General features: G+C 60.2%; 21 protein-coding genes. 12 read left to right on the forward strand and 9 right to left on the reverse strand.

The annotated features are described in order from the left end of the window. Window positions 1-3 precede the first annotated feature (3 nt). From pstC to phoU, 4 genes are read left to right on the forward strand one after another with little or no spacing between them, the layout of a single operon-like run. The gene (gene pstC, locus B2G88_RS07465) at window positions 4-1,080 is read left to right on the forward strand and encodes a phosphate ABC transporter permease subunit PstC (protein ID WP_087714429.1); all 1,077 of its coding nucleotides are present in this window, start codon (window positions 4-6) and stop codon (window positions 1,078-1,080) included. Continuing rightward, a complete protein-coding gene (pstA, locus tag B2G88_RS07470) occupies window positions 1,077-1,997 on the forward strand; it encodes a phosphate ABC transporter permease PstA (protein WP_087714430.1) in 921 nt (306 codons plus the stop codon). The genes pstC and pstA overlap by 4 nt, the downstream gene beginning before the upstream one ends. Beyond that, a complete protein-coding gene (gene pstB, locus B2G88_RS07475) occupies window positions 1,990-2,886 on the forward strand; it encodes a phosphate ABC transporter ATP-binding protein PstB (protein ID WP_054863722.1) in 897 nt (298 codons plus the stop codon). The genes pstA and pstB overlap by 8 nt, the downstream gene beginning before the upstream one ends. Before the next feature lie 2 nt (window positions 2,887-2,888). Further along, the gene (gene phoU, locus B2G88_RS07480; RefSeq protein WP_087714431.1) at window positions 2,889-3,548 is read left to right on the forward strand and encodes a phosphate signaling complex protein PhoU; all 660 of its coding nucleotides are present in this window, start codon (window positions 2,889-2,891) and stop codon (window positions 3,546-3,548) included. Window positions 3,549-3,621: 73 nt separating this feature from the next. On the opposite strand, the gene B2G88_RS07485 is transcribed toward phoU, so the two are convergent. From B2G88_RS07485 to trxA, 8 genes are all read right to left on the reverse strand, one after another. Further along, window positions 3,622-4,149, reverse strand: coding sequence for an HTH domain-containing protein (locus tag B2G88_RS07485; protein WP_087714931.1), 528 nt, complete (start codon window positions 4,147-4,149; stop codon window positions 3,622-3,624). Window positions 4,150-4,337: 188 nt separating this feature from the next. Beyond that, entirely contained in the window at window positions 4,338-4,493 is a 156-nt protein-coding gene (locus B2G88_RS19515; protein WP_176393196.1) for a hypothetical protein, read from the reverse strand. 2 nt (window positions 4,494-4,495) lie between these two features. Continuing rightward, complete coding sequence (locus B2G88_RS07490) at window positions 4,496-5,206, reverse strand: helix-turn-helix domain-containing protein (protein ID WP_087714432.1); 711 nt, start codon at window positions 5,204-5,206, stop codon at window positions 4,496-4,498. 90 nt (window positions 5,207-5,296) lie between these two features. Next, the gene (locus B2G88_RS07495; protein WP_054863724.1) at window positions 5,297-6,064 is read right to left on the reverse strand and encodes a competence/damage-inducible protein A; all 768 of its coding nucleotides are present in this window, start codon (window positions 6,062-6,064) and stop codon (window positions 5,297-5,299) included. A gap of 24 nt (window positions 6,065-6,088) precedes the next feature. Beyond that, window positions 6,089-7,210 (reverse strand): M48 family metalloprotease, encoded by a 1,122-nt coding sequence (locus tag B2G88_RS07500; RefSeq protein WP_054863725.1) that lies wholly within the window; start codon window positions 7,208-7,210, stop codon window positions 6,089-6,091. 59 nt (window positions 7,211-7,269) lie between these two features. After that, entirely contained in the window at window positions 7,270-7,869 is a 600-nt protein-coding gene (locus tag B2G88_RS07505) for a DsrE/DsrF/DrsH-like family protein (RefSeq protein ID WP_054863726.1), read from the reverse strand. A gap of 1 nt (window position 7,870) precedes the next feature. After that, window positions 7,871-8,116, reverse strand: a complete 246-nt coding sequence (locus B2G88_RS07510; protein WP_054863727.1) for a sulfurtransferase TusA family protein — start codon at window positions 8,114-8,116, stop codon at window positions 7,871-7,873. A gap of 253 nt (window positions 8,117-8,369) precedes the next feature. Further along, the gene (gene trxA / locus B2G88_RS07515) at window positions 8,370-8,807 is read right to left on the reverse strand and encodes a thioredoxin (protein WP_054863728.1); all 438 of its coding nucleotides are present in this window, start codon (window positions 8,805-8,807) and stop codon (window positions 8,370-8,372) included. 260 nt (window positions 8,808-9,067) lie between these two features. Between trxA and B2G88_RS07520 the strand changes: the two genes are divergently transcribed. From B2G88_RS07520 to B2G88_RS07555, 8 genes are all read left to right on the forward strand, one after another. Further along, on the forward strand, window positions 9,068-10,186 hold the full coding sequence (locus B2G88_RS07520; protein WP_087714433.1) for an MBL fold metallo-hydrolase: 1,119 nt from the start codon (window positions 9,068-9,070) through the stop codon (window positions 10,184-10,186). Between the two features lie 68 nt (window positions 10,187-10,254). Next, complete coding sequence (locus B2G88_RS07525) at window positions 10,255-10,476, forward strand: hypothetical protein (protein ID WP_087714434.1); 222 nt, start codon at window positions 10,255-10,257, stop codon at window positions 10,474-10,476. 105 nt (window positions 10,477-10,581) lie between these two features. Further along, window positions 10,582-10,986, forward strand: coding sequence for a helix-turn-helix domain-containing protein (locus B2G88_RS07530; RefSeq protein WP_054863729.1), 405 nt, complete (start codon window positions 10,582-10,584; stop codon window positions 10,984-10,986). A 267-nt stretch (window positions 10,987-11,253) separates the two neighbouring features. After that, window positions 11,254-12,354, forward strand: coding sequence for a copper-containing nitrite reductase (nirK, locus tag B2G88_RS07535; protein ID WP_054863730.1), 1,101 nt, complete (start codon window positions 11,254-11,256; stop codon window positions 12,352-12,354). 3 nt (window positions 12,355-12,357) lie between these two features. Then, window positions 12,358-12,693, forward strand: a complete 336-nt coding sequence (locus tag B2G88_RS07540) for a glycosyltransferase family protein (RefSeq protein WP_054863731.1) — start codon at window positions 12,358-12,360, stop codon at window positions 12,691-12,693. Window positions 12,694-12,911: 218 nt separating this feature from the next. Continuing rightward, window positions 12,912-13,139 carry an AbrB/MazE/SpoVT family DNA-binding domain-containing protein gene (locus B2G88_RS07545; protein ID WP_054863732.1) on the forward strand — a complete coding sequence of 76 codons (228 nt, stop codon included), beginning with the start codon at window positions 12,912-12,914 and terminating at the stop codon, window positions 13,137-13,139. Between the two features lie 3 nt (window positions 13,140-13,142). Continuing rightward, on the forward strand, window positions 13,143-13,517 hold the full coding sequence (locus B2G88_RS07550; protein WP_054863733.1) for a type II toxin-antitoxin system VapC family toxin: 375 nt from the start codon (window positions 13,143-13,145) through the stop codon (window positions 13,515-13,517). A 43-nt stretch (window positions 13,518-13,560) separates the two neighbouring features. Then, window positions 13,561-15,072: a replication factor C large subunit gene (locus B2G88_RS07555; RefSeq protein ID WP_087714435.1), complete on the forward strand. Its 1,512-nt coding sequence runs from the start codon at window positions 13,561-13,563 to the stop codon at window positions 15,070-15,072. Between the two features lie 48 nt (window positions 15,073-15,120). On the opposite strand, the gene B2G88_RS07560 is transcribed toward B2G88_RS07555, so the two are convergent. Continuing rightward, complete coding sequence (locus B2G88_RS07560; RefSeq protein WP_087714436.1) at window positions 15,121-15,339, reverse strand: hypothetical protein; 219 nt, start codon at window positions 15,337-15,339, stop codon at window positions 15,121-15,123. Window positions 15,340-15,347: the final 8 nt, after the last annotated feature.

A 15,347-nucleotide genomic window follows, 5' to 3' on the forward strand; every position in this document is an offset into this window, starting at 1 on the left:
CCCATGAGTACAGAACCACAATCAGGGTCGGGAATTTCCGGCGACGACAGCCTCGAGGCCGCCCACGAGAAAAACAGACGCGTCCGGCGGGCGTTGTTCGGCTGTGCGGCGATTACCGTGGTGACGACGGTCGCCATCTTCCTGGTCCTGTTCGATAACGCAGCACAGTACTTCTTCGGCGCACGAATCAGCGAGGCACTGTTCGATGGTGATTCGTTCATCCGAACGATCACGTTTACCGAGTTCCTCACTGGGACGCGGTGGGCACCTGACCACTCCACGCCGGCCCACGGAGTCCTCCCAATCGTCTGGGGGACGCTGGCGATCACAATCGGTGCCGGCATGGTCTCGATCCCGATTGGCACCGCGACGGCGCTGTACCTCTCCGAGTATGCGACGACAGGAACCCGGAACCGACTCAAACCGATACTCGAGATCCTCGCGGGGATCCCAACCATCGTCTACGGCTACTTTGCCATCTCGTTTCTCACGCCGGTACTCGTCGACGGTATCGCGACGTACCTCGTCAATCCGGTGGGCCAAGGACTCGACTCAGTGAGCCATCTCGCACCGGGGCTGCTCGAGCCGCTGGCCGCGGGTATGATGGGCGCAAGCGTCGGTCGCTACAGCATGCTCGCGGGAATTCTCGTCGTCGGGACGATGACGATCCCGATGGTCTCCTCGATCAGCGAAGACGCCATGCAGGCGGTGCCCGATGAGCTTCGAAACGGCGCGTACGCCCTCGGTGCGACGAAGTATCAGGTTTCACTGCGAATCGTCCTGCCGGCGGCGGTCTCTGGGATATTCGCCTCATACATCCTCGCGCTTTCGCGAGCCATCGGCGAGACGATGGCTGTCACGATGGCCGCAGGGTTCAACGCGAAGTTGACCGCGAACCCGTTCGACGAGATTATGACGATGACGGCCTATCTCGTCTCGATGGCTCGCGGAACGACTGCAGTTGGGACCATCGAGTATCAGAGCCTGTTCGCCGTCGGCTTACTGTTGTTCATACTGACGCTTTCGATGAACGTGCTCAATGACTTGCTGAAACGGCGATTCCAGGAGGAGTACCGATGAGTACGAAACGAGCTGGCGAGTTCCTTTCCGACATCGACCTGCGCCGCGAGAAGTTCCGCAACCGCGTCTTCCACGGGCTGCTCGTCGCGGCGTCGCTGTTCGGACTCGTCATGCTGGTGTTGTTGATCGCGGACGTGATCTGGCAGTCCGCACAGGCATTGCTGAACTACGATATCGACTTGTGGAACTTCCTCACGGCCACGTCGTCCTCCCGGGCCGGACAGGCTGGTTTCGGGGCGTCGATCATCGCCTCGCTCTGGCTGATGGTGCTGACAGCCGGTATGGCGTTCGTCATCGCCGTCGGCTGTGCACTCTACCTCGTCGAGTACGCCCCCGAAAACCGGACGACCAGACTGATCGAGGCGAACCTCGCGAACCTCGCCGGGGTCCCCTCTATTGTCTATGGGCTGCTCGTGCTCGCGCTGATCGTCAACGACGCAGGCATGGGGTCGATCATCCTCGCCGGTGCCATCGCGCTCGCGCTGCTCGTCGTTCCGATCATCATCGTCGCCTCAATCGAATCAATCCGCGCGGTACCCGAAAGTGTCCGCGACGGCTCCTACGCCATGGGCGCAACGAAGTGGCAAACCGTTCGCCAAGTCGTGCTCCCGAAGGCGATGCCCGGCATCCTGACCGGGACGATCCTCGCACTCGCTCGCGCAATCGGCGAAACGGCACCCCTGATCATGGTCGGTACAATGCTTCACGCGACGCGCTATCCCTCGGGCCCGTTCGCATCGTTCAGCGCGATGCCGACCCAGATCTACAACTGGACCTACCAGGCTGACCGGATGTTCAACGGGCTGGCGGCGCTTGGCATCGTTGTCTTGCTCACGTTCCTAGTCGGAATGTACGCTCTCGCGGGCTACCTACGGAAGCGATACGAAACAGACGGCGGCTCAATTAGCAATGTCTAAGCACACCACACACAATCCGACTGACGAATCGACAGCCGAAGCAACGAGCGGATCGAACAGCCCGCCGGAAAACGCACTCATCGAAACGGATGTAACCGTTGGGAGCGACTCGAGTCGCACCACTGGACGCGCCGACACAATCGTCAGCGCGGAGGGGCTAGACGTCTACTACGACGATGACCAGGCGCTCACAGACGTCACAATTGAGATTCCAGAACATCGTGTGACGGCCATGATCGGTCCCTCGGGCTGTGGGAAGTCGACGTTCCTGCGCTCGATCAACCGGATGAACGACCGCATTCCGGCCGCGCGCATCGATGGGGACCTCTACTTCCGCGAGAAGAACGTCTACGATGATGACGTCGATCCCGTCGCGTTGCGCCGGAAGATCGGGCAAGTGTTCCAGTCGCCAAATCCGTTCCCGAAGTCGATCTACGACAACGTCGCGTACGGCCTGCGAATCCAGGGAACAGCCGACGAGGTGGACCTCGACGCTGCAGTCGAGCGCGCACTTCGCGGGGCCGCGCTGTGGGACGAAGTCAAGGACCAACTCGACTCGAGCGGACTTGATCTCTCGGGCGGCCAACAACAGCGCCTCTGTATTGCTCGCGCCATCGCACCAGATCCGGAAGTGCTGTTGATGGACGAACCAACCTCGGCACTCGATCCCGTCGCCGCCTCGAAAATCGAGGATCTCATCGCCGATCTGGCCGAGGAGTACACCGTCATCATTGTCACCCACAACATGCAACAGGCGGCCCGCATCTCCGATAACACGGCCGTCTTTCTCACCGGTGGCACGCTCGTTGAATACGACGACACAGCGACGATCTTCGAAAACCCCGCAGATGACCGCGTCGAAGACTATATCACCGGAAAATTTGGATAACGATGGCCAGAACGGACTACCAACACCAACTCGAGCAACTCTGTGAATCCGTCCTCGAACTGAGCGACCTCGTCTGCCAGCGACTCCGTCGCGCACTCGAGGCGTACGGACGAAACGATACGGCACTGGCCGAACGAGTCATCACGGGCGATCACGCGATCAACCAGTTGTACCTCGAGATCGAGGGCGACTGTATCGATCTGCTGGCGTTACAGCAGCCGGTTGCCAGCGACCTTCGCCTGATCGCTTCCTCGTTCAAAATCATCACCGACCTCGAGCGAGTCGGCGACCTCGCTGTGAACCTCGCCGAGTACACCCAACGGACAACATCGGATCGGTACGCCGAGATCGACATCACGCGGATCGGCGAAAAAACGATTCAGTTGGTCGAAGACGCGATGCAGGCGTATGCGAGGGGCAACAGCGATGCAACACACGATATTGCTGCCCGAGACGACGAAATCGATACCCACTGTGAACAAGCGAGTCGACAGGTCGTCCGTGGCCTCGTCGACGCTGATGGCAGTGACGACACACTCCTCGAGGACGTCTCACAAATGCTGTTGACGATTCGCGACCTCGAGCGCGTCGGCGACCACGCGGTCAATATCGCAGCGCGAACGCTGTATATGGTCGAAAACGACGAGTCATTAATCTACTGACGCAAGTGGACAGTAACGCAGAGACAGCACCTGATACGATGTACTGACGGCTCGGCTTGCTAGACTCGAGCGATCAGTCGCCGTCCATCAGTGGCGCTTTTAGATGTGCAACGTCGATAATCAGCGTGTTTGTCGTGTTGTCGCTGTCGACGATGATCCCGGCGACAACGAGATTCGAAAGCGGCGTTGGGCCGATGATAACCTCGTCGCCCTTGGAGACGTTCTGAATGGATCGCTGGAATCGAACGTGTGCCCGACAGAGATCCGGGTGGTGGACGCTCGTAAAGTCGATTTCGTCGACGGTCGTATCCACGCGCTCATACTGCTGTGCGAAGACGACCGTTTCTGCATCCTCGAGTTGTGACCGATCCAGTACGTCGAAGGCGGCCTCTGTCGGCTTGTAGCCGCCTCGAGGGCCGGGAATCCCTTCGACGAGTTGGAGTGATTTCAGCGATTGCATCTGATTCCGAAGTGTGCCGGAATCACGGTCGAGGGAATTTGCAAGCGTTTCGGCAGTCACTGGCTCCGAGGACTGTTGATACTTGTTGACTAATGTCACAAGCGTCCGTCGTTGCCGATTCGTCAGATCGATCTGGCTCAGAGACATTACTAACGAACACTTGGGTCGTGTTCTCCATAGGTCTATGGATCACCGCATGCAAACCCATGATAAATAATGCAGTTTTGGCGACTATGTGTGTACGAAAGCAGGGATTCGCCATCGAGCCGTAATGGTCGTCAGCTGACGGATAATCTCTCGAGCGGGCCACAGCGAGGCAGTCCAGTCGATCACCGGTTGTACCACATCATGGCGCTCCCGGATAGCGCGACCATCAGAATCGCCCAGACGAGCCAGATCACCACCTCATCGAATGCGTACGCGACGGCAAGCGTCACCAGATAGCCGCCCAGCAACGCGACCGTCCCACGCTCCGTCCGATCCATCGTTACTCGAGTGAGACAAGTCGGTCAAGGAGGTCCTCGAGTGGGACCGTCGTCGTCGCGAGTGCGTAGCCATCGATTCGGGCGAGTTGCTGGGCGTGTTCCCAGAGTTCGTCCTCCTCGAGGCCGTGCAAGATGACGGCGTTCGGCGTCGGGTTGAGCACACGCAGGGCAATCCCAACGCCCTCGCCGCGGGTGACGTTCGTAAAGACGAGCACACGATTCGTACTCTGGCCGTAGAGTCGGAAGAACTCCTCACTCGAGAGGCGCGTGATCGCTTCGATGCTGTCGACGACAGTGTGGCCGCTGACATGGTCGGTATCGCCTGTCGTGACGCTCGTCGCCTCGAGTTCATCGTGCAGGCGCGAAAGCGGGATCGAGGTCGCATACTCGCGCAGATCGAGGACGACATCGCTGTCGAAGCCGGCCGACAGGACGCGTCCGTACTGTCGGATGCGGTCGCCGCCGCGGCGTTCGTCGATGGCGAGCAGACCCTCGACCAGTCGGCCGACGACGCCGATGCCCGGACTCTCTCGGCGGCCGCTCTCGTAGTCGGAGATGACCGACGAGGAGACCTCGAGTTCTGCCGCCAGATCCGTCTGTGAGACGTCGAAATCAGTTCGCCACTTGCGCAACGTGGCTCCAGGGTCGTCACTGAGCGTGATTTCGCCCGCAATCTTCTCCGCGAGTTCGCGCTTTGGCCCACGTCCGCTCATATGCGTCGGTTGCCCGGTCGAGTCAAGTAGCTACCGGATACTGGCCACAGATATGCCGCTGATACCACCGGGTTGACGCTCCGTTTCGCCTCAGTCGTTCGCCTCGCCGGTCGACGCTCCCGGATCGGTCGTCTCGACTCGCTCGAGAATCCACTCGATTGCGTCATCGACGGCCGCTGCCTCGGTTCCGGAGACACGAATCCGACCCGGCCGTGTCTCACCGCGTGGATAGCTTCCAACGTCGACGTCGAACCGCTCGCTCACGCCCTCGAGCACGTCGTGTAAGGCACCTTCCGGCGCTGGCGTGTAGATCGTGCGTGCAGTGGCGGTCCCGTCGAACTCAGCCTCGACCGCGTGAAACATCGCTTTCATCTCGTCCGGAATCCCCGCAAAGACGTAGACGTCGTCGACCACACAGCCCGGTGCCCACGCCTCCTCGACGACGAGTGGTATCGCACCCGCAGGCAGCGAGGCCGCCGCCTCGAGATCGATCTCGAGGTCGTACTCAGCAACCAGTTCCGGGTTCTCCTCGCGGAAGATGGCCGCCTTCTCGAGGAGTCCGTCGTGGATCGAGTCATCGACGACGAGGTCGCGGTTCAGGCCGTCCGCAACGCCTTCGACGGTGACGTCGTCCGGCGTGCCGCCGATGCCGCCGGTGACGATGATGGCGTCGAACGCGTCATCTGCGTGCCAGCGCGCGACGTAGTCGGCAATGAGGTCGCGCTCGTCGGGAATCGTCAGAATCCGCGTGACGGTGCTGCCGCGGTCGGTGAGTTGACTCGCCAGCCAGGCAGCGTTCGTGTTGGTCGTCGTTCCGGCCAGCAGTTCGTCGCCGACGGTGATGATCGCGACGTTCATAGCAGTTGTTGGAAGCGCGGTTAGTTAGCCGTGGTGCTCGTCGCTGCCAGCCTCGAGCCCCTCGCGTTCACGGAGGCGGGCGATTCGCGCTGCAAGCGGCGGGCGTGTCGACAGCCAGTTCCGGTCATCGGGGTCGCCAAGATCGACGCCCGCGGCCGTCGCGCCCCGCTCGAACGCATCAGCGAGTGTTGTGGCTCCAACTCGCTCGGCGGCACGCGTATCGGTATACCAGCGAACGCGCCGAGCAAACGCGAATACAGCAATGACGAGTACGGCAGTCGTCCCTGCCCCGGCGAGCAGCGATATCGAGCCGCCCACGCCAGCGAGCAGCGGTGCGGTCGCGCAAACGAAGAGTGACCCAATGAGTACTGTCCAATAGTGCACCGCCTGCTCGCGAGTGGCTGCAAGCATTCCTACCAGCGTCTCATCCTCGAGCGAGGTGAGTGCGGCCTCGCCGACGAATAGGACGCGGCCGCCGGGAGCGCCGACCAGATCGACAGTCACGTATTGGTCGCCGCCCTCGAGGATGCGGAGAGCACGTGGCTCGAGATTCACACGCTCGAGCAGGGGTGAGAGCCGTTCACGCTCAGCGTCGGTGGGGGCTCGAGTGCTGCCTGTCAGTGTCTGGACGACAGGGGATGCGATCCAGAGTGCAACAACAAACGCGAGCAGAATCGCAACGATGCCACCCGTCCCGGCACGGATCGCCGGGCCGGTGAACGCAACAAACAGAAAGACGATTGCCAATATGACCGCGAGATACCGGCCATACCGTCGACCAGCACGCCACGGTGATTCAATGCCGGGAAATTCAGGATACCGACGTCCGAGACCGGCTATCGTGGTTGCGCCGACAACGCCCGCTGCGAGTCCGCTAACGAGCGCTCCGGTGATGCTCTCGAGTACTCCGTCACCCTCGAGCGTCGTCGTCACTTCCAGCCCCGCGGGAATGAAAACCCAACTCGCGATACCCACAATGGCTGCCAGTGACACGGCGAGGAGGGTTGCGCCTCGAGCGGCGGTCTCGTCGTCGCTGTGGCGAGCGAACAGTCCGTACAACGAGCCGACGACGAAGGAAACGCCTGCAGCGAGTGCCAGCACACCCACAAGAGCGAGCCAGAAGACGGCGGTTGCGAGGAGGGACATACACGCTGTTCTATCAATCACTCCAAACAACATTTCGGTTATAAGACAGGAGCGAATCCTCAGATAAGGAGTTGCACGTCCGACTCGGCCATGTGCTGGAGTGCCGTTGCCGCGCCGACGCCCGTGGTGACGCCGTCGTAGAAGTCATCCTCATCGTAGTCCATCAGTTCGACGGTCATCTGACAGGCCTGGAGTTCGACGCCTTGCTCGAGCGAGAGGTCGATTAGATCCTCAATGGTTGGCGTGCCGTTCTCGTCGATTTTCTTCGCCATCATGCGCGTGGCCATCCGGTCCATGCCAGGGAGTGCCGCGAGGAGGTTCGGCATCGGCATGTTCGGGTTGCCGACAGCACTCAGTTTGAGGTTTGTCGATTTCTCCTCGTGGAGGATGTCCAGCCCCCAGAACGTATGGAAGACGATGACTTCCCAGTCGAACGCCGCCGCGGTACTCGCGAGGATCAACGGCGGGTACGCCATATCGAACGTCCCCTGCGTGGCGACGATGGTCATCTTCTTCCCGTCGTCATCCTCCCCGGCGTCTGCGAGTGACGCCTCGAGTTCGTCGACGCGCTCGCGCAGCGCCTGCAGTTCGGCCGGATCAACCTCGTCGCTCCCGGCCGAGTGTGCGTCCGTGTCGTCGGCTGGCGTATCTGTACTCATCTTAGTCCGTCTTCGTCACGTAGTGGGTGTACAGGTCGTCGGATTCGACCTGCTCGAGCAGGTCGACGCCGTCGGTCCCCTCGGCCCATCCTCGAATGTCGCTCATGCTCCCCGAGTCCGTCGCCACAACCTCGAGGACGTCACCACTCTCGAGGTCGTCGATGGCCTGTTTCGCCTTGACGATTGGCATCGGGCAAGACTGTCCTTTAACGTCGAGCGTCTCCGTGATATCGTAGTCTGCACTCATAGTAAAATCGGCTCTGTATTGGAGCTACTACACAATATACTCTGTACCATCAAAAGGATATCGGTCATTGCACAGTATCCAAACATCCAGAGATACCTTACAGCGTAGTCGGCCAGCGTTCAGACTTTCAAAGAGCTACTAGACGCCGTTATCCCGAAACACGGGCTGTCCAATATTGTCTCTTTCTGACATTCATACACGAACGATCATCGAGGAATAGGGTACCAAGTAACGGCGACCAGCTCGAGACTGGTTAGCTGTGCGTGGCGATCAAGCGCTCGAGCGTTGTCCGGTCCTGTGCACCGACCATGCGTTCGACCGGCTCGCCGTCAGCGTAGAGCACCAGTGTCGGGACGCTGCGTGCGCCGAGTTGTTGGGCCAATCGCTGGTGGGCGTCCACGTCGACTTTCGCGACTGCGGCTTCGGTTTCCGCCGCCAGCGCCTCGAGTGTCGGCTCGAGCATCTGGCAGGGGCCACACCAGTCGGCGTAGCAATCGACGAGGACGACGTCGTCGGTCGAGACAACCTCCTCGAGATGGGCTTGGCCAGTGATCTGGATTGGTTCCGCTGGGGTCTGTCTGTTGCCATCGTTACTGTTGCCGTCATCGAGTGTTCCGTTCTCGAGGCGCGCTCGAAGTTTCCGTTCTTTCTGCTCGCGAATGCGTTGACGTTCGTCCTGTGAATCGCTCATAGACTCTGTTCGACCTCGGAGAGCATAATAGTTGTGTAGTATTGTCGCAATATGGCCGAAGCGATACGTCCAGTCGTGAAGACGGTCAGTTTGGGCGTTCCATCCACTGTCCCGTCGTATTCTGACAACATCCATCTCAAGAAACACCCCGGAAACTGCAGTGTTTCTGGTCGTACTTCTCTCACAGATCACGGAATTGCTTCCTGCAGACCGTCTCAGGCAACGACTTTAAGAATCCACATCCACTTATATTGTCTCTAATGAGCAATAACGACATCGAGCCAGCGACCCTCGCACAGCGTCTCGACGACAAGGATGACCTGTTTCTCCTCGACGTCCGCAACGAAGCCGACTACGAGGAGTGGCAGATCGAGGACAGCACCAACATCCCCATCTACGACGAACTCCTCGAGCACGACTTCTCGACGCTCGAGTCCCGACTCGAGGACCTCCCCTCGAAGCAAGAAATCGTCACGATCTGTGTCGCCGGGATCACGTCCGCGCGTGCCGCCGAGTTCCTTCGCGATCAGGGCTTCGACGCGAAGTCGGTCGATGATGGCATGAATGGGTGGGGGCGCGTCCATCGCCAGTACGACGTCGATGCGACTGACGGCGTCGTTCAGATCGTCCGCCCGGGAACTGGCTGTGTCTCGTATCTCGTCTTCGATGCCGGCGAGGCCGTCGTCGTCGATCCGAGCCAGTACATCGACCAGTACCTGAACGCGGCCGACGAGCGTGACCTCGAGATTACGGGCGTGATCGACACCCACGCCCACGCGGACCACGTCTCAGGCGCGCGACGACTCGCTGGTGAACTCGACGTGCCGTATTACCTCCACGGCGATGACGCTGGCGACCTCGAACACCTTTCCCAACTCGCGGATGGAGACTCGATTTCGGTCGGCGAGCGCTCACTCGAGGTCCAGCATACACCGGGACACACGCCGGGCAGCGTCTCGCTTCAGTTCGGCAATGCACTGCTGTCGGGCGACACCCTCTTTCTGCGTAGCGTCGGCCGACCCGATCTCGAGGACGGCGACGAAGACGCAATCCGAACGGCTGCGAACGACCTCTTCGCCAGCCTCGAGTGGGTGACGGAACTTCCGGACGAGACCGTCGTGCTCCCCGGTCACTTTAGCGACGAGTCGGTCCGACCGGTTACGACCGACCTCGGGGAGTTGCGAGCGGAAACGACCAACGAACTGCTGAGTTATGTCGCAGACGGCGACGAGGAGTCGTTCGTCGAGACCATTGTCGACAGTCTGGCCGACGAACCGGCGAACTACAACGAGATCAAGCAGATCAACTGGGGGAAGACCCAGCCCGGCGGCGACGTCGAAGAACTCGAGTTGGGACCGAACAACTGCGCTGCGAACTGAATCTGCGATCTGCGACCGCGGTTTCGTGTTCCCGAAGACGTATTGGGGTTCCGTCCGTCCCGTCGCCTATGGGTTCGGAGCGTGCCTCACGCCGGTCGTTGCTTGGCCTCGCTGGCGTGGCAAGTCTCTGCTGTCTCGCACCCGGTGCGGCCGCCGTTGCAGGCGGTGGTGTGGCAGCTGGTGCCGGTGCAGGACTCGGGCAGGTGCTCGTGACCGTCGCGACGCTGGCTGGTATCGGACTTGTCGTTCGCTGGCGAACGGGCTGTGCAGGATGCGATGAACGTCGGTAATTCTCGGCGAAAATCGGTGCATGACCGGCCCTCTCACCTGTGCACCGTGATTGCACAATATCCACATAACCCTTATAGCGGTGCGACGAGTAGTGAGAGATAGTAATGGCACAATCGATGGCAGAACTGCTCCAGCAGGACATGGAGTGTGAAGGACTGTTGGAGTGTATCCACGGACTCAAGCAACTCGATAAAGACTGCTTCCGCGTGATGGTCGAGAGTGAGGAGCCACTCACGATTGACGAAGTCGCCGAGCGCGTCGACCGCGAGCGCTCGACGGCCTATCGGTCGATCCAGCGGCTACTCCAGAGTGGCTTCATCCAGAAAGAACAGATCAACTACGATCAGGGCGGGTACTACCACGTCTACTATCCGACCGACCCGAACCAGATCGCAAATCAGATGCAGCGAACGCTCAACGATTGGTACGCGAAGATGGGACAGCTCATCCAAGAGTTCGAAGACAAGTACGACCACGTCGAGGAGTCGCCGGCCGCTGTCGAAAGTTAATTTTCCGCCACGTTTTGAGTCGTCGTCTCGACTCGAGTATCGCCTTCAGTAGTGATCGTTCCGCTAGCTATTGGTTCGTTGGGAGAATCTCTCGCTTGCCCTTCTGACTCATCAGTTAGCGGTTCGGAGCTGTTGAGCTGTCACGACCCACCCCAGAAGTATAAATACACCCCTGATATCATGGGTCGTTTATTGAAATTTCCTGATAAATAGGAAACGCCTCTCGAGTATATATTCCTAATATACCTTATATTAGATAGAGCCCTAATGACTCACTCAGCCACCATTGACCGACGGCGCATGCTACAGGTACTCGGCGCAACGGGCGCCGCTGCGATTGCAGGCTGTATAGCGACTGAGAACACCGCTCCCGACGAGGGTAACGGATCGTCCGCTGACGAGATCGACGACGGACTCCCTGCCGCCGAATCGGTCGACGTCGACAGTGTCCTTGCCGACCCCACTGACATCCCGGCCCCAGTCGATTGGGACGAGCCACGCGAGCACGACATCACCATCGAGTGTACGGAACACATCGCCGAAATCGAGCCAGGTGTCACCTTCCACTTCATGACGTTCGAGGGGCAGGTTCCCGGTCCGATGGTTCGCGTCCGCGAAGGTGACACGGTCAACCTCACGTTCCGCGTCCCTGAGGAATCGAACATGTACGCACATAACATCGACTTCCACGCGGTATACGGCCCTGGTGGTGGCGCCGAACACACCACGCTCCGCCCCGGCGACGAGGAAGCGACCATCAGCGCCAGGATGGACTACGCAGGTTCCCACATCTACCACTGTGCCGTTCCCAACATGGATCACCACATCAGTGCGGGAATGTTCGGAGCCATCCTCGTCGAACCCAAAGACGGACTCCCCGAGGTCGACCGCGAACTCTACCTCGGCCAGCACGAACTCTACACCGACGGCGACACCGGCGAAGAAGGCCACCACTCGTACGATTTCGACGCTGGTGCCGCCGAGGACCCGACGTACGTCCTCTTCAACGGGGAAGCGTACGGCCTCACCGAAGACGGCACGCACGGACCAATGCACGCCGAAGTCGGCGAAACGGTTCGCCTTCACTTCGCCAACGGAGGCCCCAACCTCCTCAGTTCCGTCCACCCCATCGGGAACGTCTTCAGTCGTCTCTACCGCGATGGCGACCTCCTGAGCGATCCCGCACGGAACGTCGAAACGACGCCCGTCGCACCCGGGACAGTTACCATGGCTGAAATGGAGATGAAAGTCCCCGGTCCCGTGAAAATCGTCGATCACGCGCTCTCACGAGCCGGACGGAAAGGCGCTCTCGCCGTCATCGACGTCGACGGCGAAGCAAACCCCGACATCTACAACCCCGATGCCTGAGCGTTGGGCCACTGGCTCGGCGGCCTCGCCGAGTCGGTGTTCCGAGAGCACCGCGACGAGTTATCGACACCGCAGTTCACGCTCATCGAACTCCTGCTGGTCGCCTACCGCGAGGAACGTGATACCGAGCGCGTCGTCACAAACGCCGCCAGCCTCGTCGAGGTACGCGGTGACGTGGAAACAGTTGTTGCGGCGTCGACGTACGTGGAAGACCACGGGTTCACACCGTTCGACGCACTGCGCCTCGTTGAATCGAACGGAGAGACTATCATCTCGAGAGATAACACATACGAGGACGTTACGTCCTGTCTCGACCTGACATCGGTCCTCGAAGAGTAGCGTCCGCAATCACTAAACGCGACTCGCCCCAACCCGTATCCAATGACCGACTGGACCGTGCAGTCGAACAAATACGATATAGATTCAATGAACTGAGAACGTCGGATATCCGTCGTCGGCTGCTCATGAAAGCAGAGACAACTCCGACAAGCGGACGTGGAATGGGTATCCACCTATATCGGGGAACGCTTTTACTTTCGCCCACCGTACACCGAGGTATGTCAGACGTAGCGCTTGACGACCGTGGCCGTCTCACGCTCCCGAAGGAGGTCCGAGAGCGATACGGGGACCGATATCACGTCGTTCAACTTTCCGACGGTGTTAAATTGGTTCCCGTCGCCGACGACCCACTCGAGGCCCTTAGGGACGAATTCGAGGACGTCGAAAAATCGGCAGACGAACTCCGTGAAGAGGCGCGCAATGCAGCGCTCGATGGGGCCGGATGATAGATGTATGCGGAAACCGACTTCCTTCTCGCACTGATTAAGGACGATGACTGGCTCGGCGAGGCTGCCGAGTCGGCATACCGGGAACACCGTGACGAGTTGTGGACATCACAGTTCACGCTCATCGAACTCCTGATGGTCGCCTACCGGGAGGAACGTGATACCGAACGCGTTGTTTCGAACGCCGCCAACCTCGTCGAGGTACGCGGTGACGTGGAGACGGTCGTTACGGCGGCGACGTACGTGGAAGACCACGGGTTTACACCGTTCGACGCACTTCATCTCGTGGAATCGAACGGCGACACCATTGTCTCGAGCGACGACACGTATGCAGATGTTACGTCCCGTCTCGACCTGAAGTCGGTCACCGAGGAGTGACGCTCCGCAATCCCTAAACGCGACTCGAACCAATCACCTCTCAATGAGCGACTGGACCGAGACGTACCGGCCGACGACGCTGTCGGAGGTACGCGGGAACAACAAAGCCCGCGACAAACTCGAGGAGTGGGCACAAACCTGGGACGACCACGAGGATGCGGTGATCGTCCACGGTAGTCCCGGCGTGGGAAAGACCTCGGCGGCCCACGCGCTGGCCAACGACATGGGCTGGCCGGTAATGGAACTCAACGCCAGTGACGACCGGCAGGCGGACGTCATCGAGCGGGTTGCCGGCGAAGCCGCAAAAAGCGGCACGCTCACCGCGGGCGGCGCTGGTCGCCGGCTCGTGATTTTGGACGAGGCAGACAATTTCCACGGCAACGCAGACTACGGCGGCTCTCGAGAGGTCACGCGAGTCGTCAAGGACGCAAACCAGCCAATCGTCCTCGTCGCAAACGAGTTCTACGACATGAGCAAGTCGCTGCGTAATAACTGCGAGACAATCGAGTTCCGAGACGTCTCCAAGCGCTCGATTGTCCCCGTGTTGCGGGATATCTGTCGCCGCGAGGGGATCGAGTACGAGGACGCCGCCCTCGAGAAAATTGCGGACGCGACGAGTGGCGACCTGCGCTCGGCAGTCAACGATCTGCAGGCGGTCGCCGACGACGCCGAGCGCCTGACCGTAGAGGACGTCGTCACGGGCGACCGGGATACGACGGAAGGGATCTTCGAGTTTCTCGATACGGTGATCAAAAACGAGGATGCACAGGGCGCACTCCATGCCTCCTACGACGTCGACGAGAACCCCGACGAGATGTTGAACTGGATCGAAGACAACGTCCCGAAGGATTACCACGGCGCAGAACTGGCCGACGCCTATGGATACCTCGCGAACGCTGACCGTTGGCTCGGTCGCGTGCGCTCGAGTCAGAACTACTCGTACTGGCGGTACGCGACGGACAACATGACCGCCGGTGTCGCGGCCTCGCGTCGCGAACCGAAAGGCGGGTGGACGCGCTACGGTCCGCCGAGTTACTGGTCGAAACTCGGCCGCAGCAAGGGGACTCGGAACACGCGCGATGGGATCGCCGAACGCATCGCCGAACGAGAAGGGACGAGCGTGGCGACGGCTCGCCGCGAGATTCTGCCCTACCTGTCGGCGATGACTCACCACTGCAAGAATCGCGAGCTCACCCTGCAGATGGCCGCCACCTACGACTTAGACGAGTCGGAGGTCTCGTTTATCACCGGCAGCGGCAAAGACACGAACAAAGTCCAATCAATCGTCGCGGACGCCGAGGAGAAACAGGCCGAACTCGCCGTCGAACACTCCGGCTCTGCGTTCTTCAATACCGGCGACACCGAGGACTCGAGCGCGGACGACGGGTCTGCCGACCCCGACGAAACCGATGACGAGGCCGACGGGCAGGCGACGCTTGCAGCCTCGAGTGGGTCAACGGACGACGGAGTCGACGACGACTCGAGTGAGCCAGAACCGGAGCCGGAACCGACTGAACCGGACGAGGATCAGTCGGGCCTGAGCGACTTCATGTAGTCAAGTCGGCTCACGAGGGCCGTAGTACCGGCGAACGTGGCCGCTCGCTTACCGCAGTTTTGGCTGATACTGACCCTGATTGCTGTTCGAATCCCGTTGAAGGTATTGGCGAAGAAGGAATCGCGCGCCGACGTAGAGCGCACCGAGCAGAATCGGTGTGACGATCACGGCGGTGAGAATGAACGGCTCCATCAGTTCAGCCATTTGCTCGTATCCGACGAGCCCGTTCAAAATCGGGGTCGCGGCTTCGATCAGACCTGTAGCCATATTGGTAA

This window comes from Natronolimnobius baerhuensis, from assembly GCF_002177135.1.
Lineage (GTDB): Archaea > Halobacteriota > Halobacteria > Halobacteriales > Natrialbaceae > Natronolimnobius > Natronolimnobius baerhuensis.

Excerpts from the sequence above, each read along its gene's own strand:
- nirK (WP_054863730.1), top strand. The coding sequence starts at position 11,254 with ATGACTCACTCAGCCACCATTGACCGACGGCGCATGCTACAGGTACTC.
- B2G88_RS07560 (WP_087714436.1), bottom strand. The coding sequence starts at position 15,339 with ATGGCTACAGGTCTGATCGAAGCCGCGACCCCGATTTTGAACGGGCTC.
- phoU (WP_087714431.1), top strand. The coding sequence starts at position 2,889 with ATGGCCAGAACGGACTACCAACACCAACTCGAGCAACTCTGTGAATCC.
- B2G88_RS07525 (WP_087714434.1), top strand. The coding sequence starts at position 10,255 with ATGGGTTCGGAGCGTGCCTCACGCCGGTCGTTGCTTGGCCTCGCTGGC.
- B2G88_RS07530 (WP_054863729.1), top strand. The coding sequence starts at position 10,582 with ATGGCACAATCGATGGCAGAACTGCTCCAGCAGGACATGGAGTGTGAA.
- B2G88_RS07495 (WP_054863724.1), bottom strand. The coding sequence starts at position 6,064 with ATGAACGTCGCGATCATCACCGTCGGCGACGAACTGCTGGCCGGAACG.
- B2G88_RS07520 (WP_087714433.1), top strand. The coding sequence starts at position 9,068 with ATGAGCAATAACGACATCGAGCCAGCGACCCTCGCACAGCGTCTCGAC.
- B2G88_RS07490 (WP_087714432.1), bottom strand. The coding sequence starts at position 5,206 with ATGAGCGGACGTGGGCCAAAGCGCGAACTCGCGGAGAAGATTGCGGGC.
- trxA (WP_054863728.1), bottom strand. The coding sequence starts at position 8,807 with ATGAGCGATTCACAGGACGAACGTCAACGCATTCGCGAGCAGAAAGAA.
- B2G88_RS07550 (WP_054863733.1), top strand. The coding sequence starts at position 13,143 with ATGTATGCGGAAACCGACTTCCTTCTCGCACTGATTAAGGACGATGAC.
- B2G88_RS07555 (WP_087714435.1), top strand. The coding sequence starts at position 13,561 with ATGAGCGACTGGACCGAGACGTACCGGCCGACGACGCTGTCGGAGGTA.
- pstA (WP_087714430.1), top strand. The coding sequence starts at position 1,077 with ATGAGTACGAAACGAGCTGGCGAGTTCCTTTCCGACATCGACCTGCGC.
- B2G88_RS07510 (WP_054863727.1), bottom strand. The coding sequence starts at position 8,116 with ATGAGTGCAGACTACGATATCACGGAGACGCTCGACGTTAAAGGACAG.
- B2G88_RS07545 (WP_054863732.1), top strand. The coding sequence starts at position 12,912 with ATGTCAGACGTAGCGCTTGACGACCGTGGCCGTCTCACGCTCCCGAAG.
- pstB (WP_054863722.1), top strand. The coding sequence starts at position 1,990 with ATGTCTAAGCACACCACACACAATCCGACTGACGAATCGACAGCCGAA.
- pstC (WP_087714429.1), top strand. The coding sequence starts at position 4 with ATGAGTACAGAACCACAATCAGGGTCGGGAATTTCCGGCGACGACAGC.
- B2G88_RS07500 (WP_054863725.1), bottom strand. The coding sequence starts at position 7,210 with ATGTCCCTCCTCGCAACCGCCGTCTTCTGGCTCGCTCTTGTGGGTGTG.
- B2G88_RS07505 (WP_054863726.1), bottom strand. The coding sequence starts at position 7,869 with ATGAGTACAGATACGCCAGCCGACGACACGGACGCACACTCGGCCGGG.
- B2G88_RS19515 (WP_176393196.1), bottom strand. The coding sequence starts at position 4,493 with ATGGATCGGACGGAGCGTGGGACGGTCGCGTTGCTGGGCGGCTATCTG.